5 protein-coding genes are annotated in these 7,248 nt (G+C 27.9%); 1 reads left to right on the top strand and 4 read right to left on the bottom strand.

Annotated elements, in window-relative coordinates; genetic code table 11:
* Positions 1-170 precede the first annotated feature (170 nt).
* Genes QX51_RS05245 through QX51_RS19365 form a run of 3 tightly spaced genes read right to left on the bottom strand, consistent with a single transcriptional unit; the run spans position 171 to position 4,823 of the window.
* The gene (locus QX51_RS05245) at positions 171-2,030 is read right to left on the bottom strand and encodes an ABC transporter ATP-binding protein (protein WP_039678852.1); all 1,860 of its coding nucleotides are present in this window, start codon (positions 2,028-2,030) and stop codon (positions 171-173) included.
* Entirely contained in the window at positions 2,023-4,326 is a 2,304-nt protein-coding gene (locus tag QX51_RS05240) for an ABC transporter ATP-binding protein (RefSeq protein WP_039678851.1), read from the bottom strand. Before QX51_RS05240 ends, QX51_RS05245 begins: the two co-directional genes overlap by 8 nt.
* A 29-nt stretch (positions 4,327-4,355) precedes the next feature.
* Positions 4,356-4,823, bottom strand: a complete 468-nt coding sequence (locus QX51_RS19365) for a MarR family winged helix-turn-helix transcriptional regulator (RefSeq protein WP_052232890.1) — start codon at positions 4,821-4,823, stop codon at positions 4,356-4,358.
* 228 nt (positions 4,824-5,051) lie between these two features.
* On the opposite strand from QX51_RS19365, the gene QX51_RS05230 reads away from it, so the two are divergent.
* Positions 5,052-5,777: a hypothetical protein gene (locus tag QX51_RS05230; protein ID WP_039678850.1), complete on the top strand. Its 726-nt coding sequence runs from the start codon at positions 5,052-5,054 to the stop codon at positions 5,775-5,777.
* A gap of 67 nt (positions 5,778-5,844) precedes the next feature.
* On the opposite strand, the gene QX51_RS05225 is transcribed toward QX51_RS05230, so the two are convergent.
* Positions 5,845-7,185, bottom strand: coding sequence for a LysM peptidoglycan-binding domain-containing protein (locus QX51_RS05225; protein WP_039678849.1), 1,341 nt, complete (start codon positions 7,183-7,185; stop codon positions 5,845-5,847).
* Between the last annotated feature and the right edge of the window lie 63 nt (positions 7,186-7,248).

The following is a 7,248-nucleotide window of genomic DNA, read 5'->3' as shown; positions in this document are numbered from 1 at the left end:
CCATTTTATTTCTGGTGAGTAGTGTACTCTTGTACTCATAATAAAATAACCTCCTTTAAAATCATACATATAGTATGTTTCAAAAGAGGTTGTTTTATTTATTCCCGTGTAAAGGGTTCACTTCAAATAATATATTCAAGGTGTTTTAATTTTCATTCTATAATTATTTTTTACATAGCTTCTTTATCTGCAAATTGTGAATTATATAAATTTGCGTAGAATCCATCTTTTGCTAATAATTCTTCATGGTTTCCTTGTTCTATAATATCACCATCATTAATAACTAGTATTAAATCAGCATTTTTTATTGTAGATAATCTATGAGCAATTACAAAACTAGTTCTTCCTTCCATTAAATTATCCATAGCTTTTTGAATTAAAAGTTCAGTTCTTGTATCAACAGAACTTGTAGCTTCATCTAATATTAATATCTTAGGATCTGCTAATATTGCACGAGCTATAGTTAATAATTGTTTTTGGCCTTGTGATATATTACTTGATTCTTCATTCAATAACATATTATATCCATCTGGTAAAGTTTTTATAAAATGATGAACATGAGCTGCTTTCGCTGCATTTATTACTTCATCATCACTAGCATTTAATCTACCATATCTAATATTTTCTTTTATTGAACCACTAAATAACCAAGTATCTTGAAGAACCATTCCAAATAATTCTCTAAGTTCTCCTCTATTGAAATCTTTAACATTGTGACCATCCACAAGAATAGCTCCAGAGTTTACATCGTAGAATCTCATTAATAATTTTATCATAGTTGATTTACCTGCACCTGTAGGTCCAACTAGTGCAACTTTTTGTCCTGGTTTTACATGAGCTGTAAAGTCTTTAATTATTGTTCTATCTTTATCATATCCAAACTTAACATTTTCAAAATCAATTTTGCCTTCTAATCCCTTTATACTTACAGGATTTTCTACTGTTACATCTTCTTCCTCTTCATTTAGGAATTCGAATACTCTCTCAGCTGCAGCTGCAGTAGATTGTAATTGATTTGATATTTGAGCCATTTGTGATATTGGTTGATTAAAACTTCTTACATATTGAATAAATGATTGTATATCACCTACTTCAATTTTATTTTTTATAACTAAATATCCGCCAAGTATTGAAACAACTACATAACTTAAGTTCCCAACAAACATCATTATAGGTTGCATTGTACTTGATAAAAATTGAGATTTCCATGCTGAGTCATATAATTTATTATTAACTTTATTAAATTCTTTTATAGATTCTTCTTCTCCATTGAAAGCTTGAACTACTGTATGACCACCATATAATTCTTCTACCTGCCCATTAACTTGACCTAAATACTCTTGTTGACTTTTAAAGTATTTTTGAGATCTTTTAATAACAAAGGAAATTATAAATAATGATATTGGTATAACTACTAATGCACTAATTGTCATAAGTACACTTATAGATAACATCATTATTAATACACCTACTAAAGTGGTAATAGATGTTATTATTTGTGTTAAACTTTGATTTAAACTCATCGACAATGTATCTATATCATTTGTGAATCTTGATAATACTTCTCCATGAGTTTTTTTGTCAAAATATTTCATAGGTAATCTATTTATTTTTTTAACTAATTCATCTCTAAGATTATACGCTACCTTTTGAGAAATACCACTCATTACATATCCCTGTATAAATGAGAATATCGCACTTACAACATATAATATAACTAAAGTTATTAATATTCTTTTTATAACTTCAAAATCTATGCCAGTACCTTCTCCAGATACTTTGCTTACTAATCCATTAAATATTTCTGTTGTAGCTTTACCTAATATTTTAGGACCTATTACAGAGAATGTAACACTACCTATGGCAAATATAAATACTATTATTATAGATAATTTATATTTAGCTAAATAAGAGATTAGTGTTCTCATTGTTCCTTTAAAATCTTTTGCTTTTTCTGCAGGGCCTCTCATTCCATGGCCTCCACCCATAGGTCCTCTCGCTCTTCTTGGTCTATTTCCTTCTCTACTCATTTTCTAACTCCTCCTTTGAAAGTTGTGACAATGCTATTTCTTTATAGATTTCACAATTTTTTAGAAGTTCTTTATGTTTACCTATTCCAACCACTTTTCCTTCATCTAATACTACGATTTGATCTGCATCCAAAATAGTACTAATTCTTTGGGCTACTATTAATACTGTACTTTCTTTAGTTTCTGTTTTTAATGCTTTACGAAGTTTCGCATCTGTTTTAAAATCTAGAGCAGAGAAACTATCATCAAATATAAATATTTCTGGTTCTTTTGCTATTGCTCTGGCAATAGATAGTCTTTGTTTCTGACCACCTGATACATTTGAACCTCCTTGTGATATTTCAGAATCAAACTTATCTTCTTTATCATTTATGAAGTCTATTGATTGAGCTATTTTTGCTGCTTTTATTATATCTTCTTCTGTAGCATCCTTTTTACCATATCTTAAGTTAGAATCTATAGTTCCAGAGAATAACACTCCCTTTTGCGGAACATAACCAATTTTTTCTCTTAAATCATGAAGTGAAACATTTTTGATATTAATACCATTTACCTTAATTTCACCTTCCGTTACATCGTGGAATCTTGGTATTAAATTAATAAGTGTAGATTTTCCACTTCCTGTACTTCCAATGAATGCTGTAGTTTTTCCTGGTTCAGCAGTAAAGTTAATATCATGTAGTATATCTTCATCTGCATCTGGATACTTAAATGAAACATTATTAAATTCAACTAAACCTTTTTTATTATTATCAAAAGATTTAGGATTTTTATCTTCTTTAATTACTATATCCTTTTCTAGCACTTCATTTATACGATTAGCTGATACTGCTGCTCTTGGTATCATAACTGAAATCATTGATATCATTAAGAATGACATTACTATTTGCATTGTATATTGAATAAATGCCATCATATCTCCAACTTGCATTGCTCCAGTATCAATGTTTTTTGCACCTACCCAAACTATTAATACCGATATAACATTCATAACAAGCATCATAGCTGGCATCATACAAGACATCATTCTGTTAACAAACATATTTACTTTAGTTAAATCTTTATTAACTCCGTCAAATCTATTTTCTTCAAATCTTTGTGTACTAAATGCACGTATAACAGGAAGTCCTGTTAAAATTTCTCTTGTTACTAAGTTTAATTTATCTACTAAATTTTGTAATAGCTTAAATCTAGGCATTACTGTTGTAAATAATATACCTACAATTACTACAACACCTAAAACAGCTACACCTATAATCCATGTCATTGATGTATTTGTACTCAATGCTTTGTATATACCACCAAGTGCCATAAATGGTGCAAAGAATACCATCCTTAGCATCATTACAGTCATTTGTTGAATTTGTTGTATATCGTTTGTGCTACGTGTTATAAGCGATGCTGTAGAAAACTCCGTCATCTCTTTGCTTGAAAATCTCATTACTTTTTCAAAAGTTTTAGATCTTAACGTACGACCTAAAGATGCCCCTACTCTTGATGCTAAAAATCCTACTGTAATAGCTGCTATCATACTTAGTACAGTTATTCCAATCATTTTTGCTCCTGTAGTAAGTATATATGTTGTTTGCATATTGTCAGTGTCTATACCAATTTCATTGTACTCATTCTTAACAAAAGATACAGCCCCTTGACTAATCATTGCATCTGGTAAATCAACTAACTGCTTATCAATTTCTTTAATTATGCCATCTCTTTGATCTTTTGACATTGACTCTAATATTGTAAACATATCCATATTTTCTAAATCTATATTCATTGAAGGATTTGTCATATTTCCTTGTGACATATTTTGTGATCTCATATTTTCAGTCATGTTCTTTTTCATTTGTTCTTGAATTATTTTACTTGATTCATCATCACTGTCTAATCCATATACAATTAATTCTGGTTTTCCAAGTATTTTATCAAGTTTTAATATAGTCTCTTCTTTATTTGTGTTTAATAAATATATATCTTCTTTATCTAATGCTGGATAAGATTCTTTATATTTATTAAATTCATAGCTACTCAAAGACTCTTTATTTAATAATTTATAATTATCTAATACTACATCTTTATTTTTATCATTCATAAAAATAAAAAGTTTATCCATTTCAGTTTTTCTTATTACCTCAGGAACAGAATTCTCTATTCCGCCTTGTTGTATACCTATATTAATAATATTTGAAGTATAAGTAGGTAAAGATAGTTCACATGTTGCTTGGCCTGCTAAAAGTAATATAATTATAAAAATTATAAAACTCGAATTTTTTAAATGCTTAAATATTTTTAACATCTTTTCTCCCTTTCTTCATTTTTGTGATTTTATTTCTCAGATTGTAATTCTTCTATAACATCATAAAGTTTTCCAAATAGACGTATCAAGTTATCTGTATCTTCTTCACCCATTTTTTCAACTACCCTGCAAGTAAAGTTTTCAAATTTTCTATTTTGATCTTTTAAAAACTCTTCACCTTCCTCCGTTAATTTCACATACACGACTCTTCTGTCACTTTTGTTAGAAGTCCTATAAATATATCCTTTTTCCTCCATAACATTCAACATTTTCGATGTGGCTGGCTTTGTAATACACAAATATTTTGTTAATTCAGAAGTCTTCATCCCATAATAATTTTCATCTTCTTTATTGCTTAAACAATTACTATAAATAATCTTCATTGTCATAAGCATTCCTGGGTGAAACTCTTGTGATTTTTTATATTTATGAGCTAGCTTTTTTATTTTTGTTATAGAATCTAAAAACTCTTTAGATTTTTTTTGTAGCATACTCATTTCTTTCATCCCTTTCAGTTCATTTTAGTTTCCAAAGAAAATAGTTAACTAAGGCAACTATTATTGTAGGAAACTTTTTTTCTTTAGTCAAGTTAAATTTTAAATTGTTAATTGAGTAACACTTCCTCTGTTAAAATTTACTATTATTTCATTATTATTTACATTTACTATTTATATTTAATATTTTTTATTTATTATATATTTTTTATAAGGGTGGGTTGATGTGTTATGAAGTTTGATTGTTTTTATTATCCTGTTTTAAGTAATGATGAATGTGTAGTTCGATGTAATGATGGAATTCGTAGTTTTAATTTCGGAGATAAAGTTCCTACAAAAACTTTATATTACAACTATAATTCTAGCTTTGTTATTTTTCAAAATAGTAAGTTATTTATTGTTGAGAATGAGATTCTAAAAGAAGAAGCAAATATAGATGATCTTAAGTTTCCACTAAAAATCATATTTAATCATGGAACTCAATTAACTGTGGATAAAAAATCTGATTTATCATCTATAAGACTTTTAGTTCCTGGCTTCTTCGAGAAAGAAAAAATTTTAGGTGAATTATTTTTCTTGTCAGAAGTTTATACAAGAAGAATAAGAGATGCTCAATATAGTGTAATGAATGATCTTACTAATTCAGTGATAGATGTAAAATATCTTAATGATGAGATTAGTAGAGCAACAAAAGGTCTATTAAAGCAATTAAAAGTAATACAAGAAAAGTTCATAACTTTAATAGATGAAAATCCTACATTAATTGATGACTACTTAAATTATATGCACTTTGATAATGAAGAAGATATGTTGGAAATTGGAATTAATAAGTATTTTGAAGAAGAGACTGAACAGTATAACGAATATAGAAAAAACTCTTTAATATATAATAGAAAGCCTATTTATCCTAAATTTAAGCTAGAGCATTTAGTAAGTTCAATAAATAAATATAAATAAATATAATTTCATAAATAAAAAAAGCTATACCAAAACAAATTTATTGTTCTGATATAGCTTTTTAAAATTAATTCAATTTAATTACATGACCTTCATCTAAATCTTTATCATTTAATATATCATTATGATCTAGTAATTCCTGTTCTGTTTTATTAAATTTTTTAGCTATTTTTGATAAAGTATCCCCTTTTTGAACCACATAATAATCTCTAAATCCTTCTCCGTCTTTTACTCTTCCAGAAGATTCTATTTTTAATACTTGCCCTGGATATATTAAATTAGGATTTGATAATCCATTTAATTCAACTAACTTATCAACTGTAGTGTGGAATCTTTTAGCTATTCCATAAAGAGTATCTCCAGATCTAACTATATAAGTTTTTATATATTCTTTACTTGAAATTGATTTACTTGCTCCTCTTTTGACGCTTGGCACCTTAATAATTTCTCCTGGATATATTAGATTTGGATTTGATATATCATTCAATTTGACTAATTCATCTACTGTTGTATGAAACTTAATTGCTATGCTTGACAATGTATCACCACTCATTACAATATAAGTGCTATAAAATTTGCTTCCTTCTTTTTTTCTTTCTTCTCTTTTTTCTTTAGGATAAATTTTCAACACTTCACCAGGGTATATTAAGTTAGAATCTGCAAGGCCATTAATTTTTTCTAATTCTTTCACTGACACACCATATCTTTTAGCTATACTACTTAATGTATCTCCTTCTTGTACAGTATAGTAAATCACTTTTTTATCTTTTGATTCTTCTTTTCTAATACCTGGAACATCTTTTTTATCATCTAAAAATATATGCTCATAAAATATATCTAAATCTGTATTTGTATATATACCAGATACTCTACCTGTATCAGAATACTGCCATGCTGCATATTTATCTCCCCATATTGGATTTGATTGAGGTGCATCTATATCAATTTGTGCAATCCATAAAGGATAATTCTCCAACCCTATTCCCTTATATAAATTATTTTGTGCAAAGTTTGTATAAGTATAAACAGCAACATCAAGTCCACTTAATTTTTTAACTTCTTCTAAGAATTCTATGGCCTGCTTTGTTAATTCATAATTACCAAGACCTCCTGTCTGTTCTAAGTCTAATACCAATTTAATATCTGAATGAAGACCACTTATTGTATCAACAAAATATCTAGCTTGTTCCACTGGTGTTGGTGAAGATCCAGGATTAAAAAAATGATAAAACCCTATCTTTAAATTATTTCTTCTTGCACCATCATAAAATTCTTGTAAATAAGGATCTCTATAAAAAGTCCCTTCTGATGCTTGTATTATGACAGCTTCAACACCACTATTAGCCACACTTTCCCAATCAATTGTTCCTGACCAGTTACTTACATCTATTCCTCTATATTTAGACATATATTTCCTCCTGTATAATATATTTGCTCTCTAGATTATTATATTTTTCTTATATAAATATTG

Origin of the sequence: Terrisporobacter othiniensis (assembly GCF_000808015.1) — a bacterium.
GTDB lineage: Bacteria > Bacillota > Clostridia > Peptostreptococcales > Peptostreptococcaceae > Terrisporobacter > Terrisporobacter muris.
This window is presented reverse-complemented; position numbering and strand designations above follow the sequence as displayed.

What these genes read in the sequence shown, in the direction of transcription:
- QX51_RS05240 (WP_039678851.1), bottom strand. Translation starts at nt 4,326, where the DNA reads ATGTTAAAAATATTTAAGCATTTAAAAAATTCGAGTTTTATAATTTTT.
- QX51_RS05245 (WP_039678852.1), bottom strand. Translation starts at nt 2,030, where the DNA reads ATGAGTAGAGAAGGAAATAGACCAAGAAGAGCGAGAGGACCTATGGGT.
- QX51_RS05225 (WP_039678849.1), bottom strand. Translation starts at nt 7,185, where the DNA reads ATGTCTAAATATAGAGGAATAGATGTAAGTAACTGGTCAGGAACAATT.
- QX51_RS19365 (WP_052232890.1), bottom strand. Translation starts at nt 4,823, where the DNA reads ATGAGTATGCTACAAAAAAAATCTAAAGAGTTTTTAGATTCTATAACA.
- QX51_RS05230 (WP_039678850.1), top strand. Translation starts at nt 5,052, where the DNA reads ATGAAGTTTGATTGTTTTTATTATCCTGTTTTAAGTAATGATGAATGT.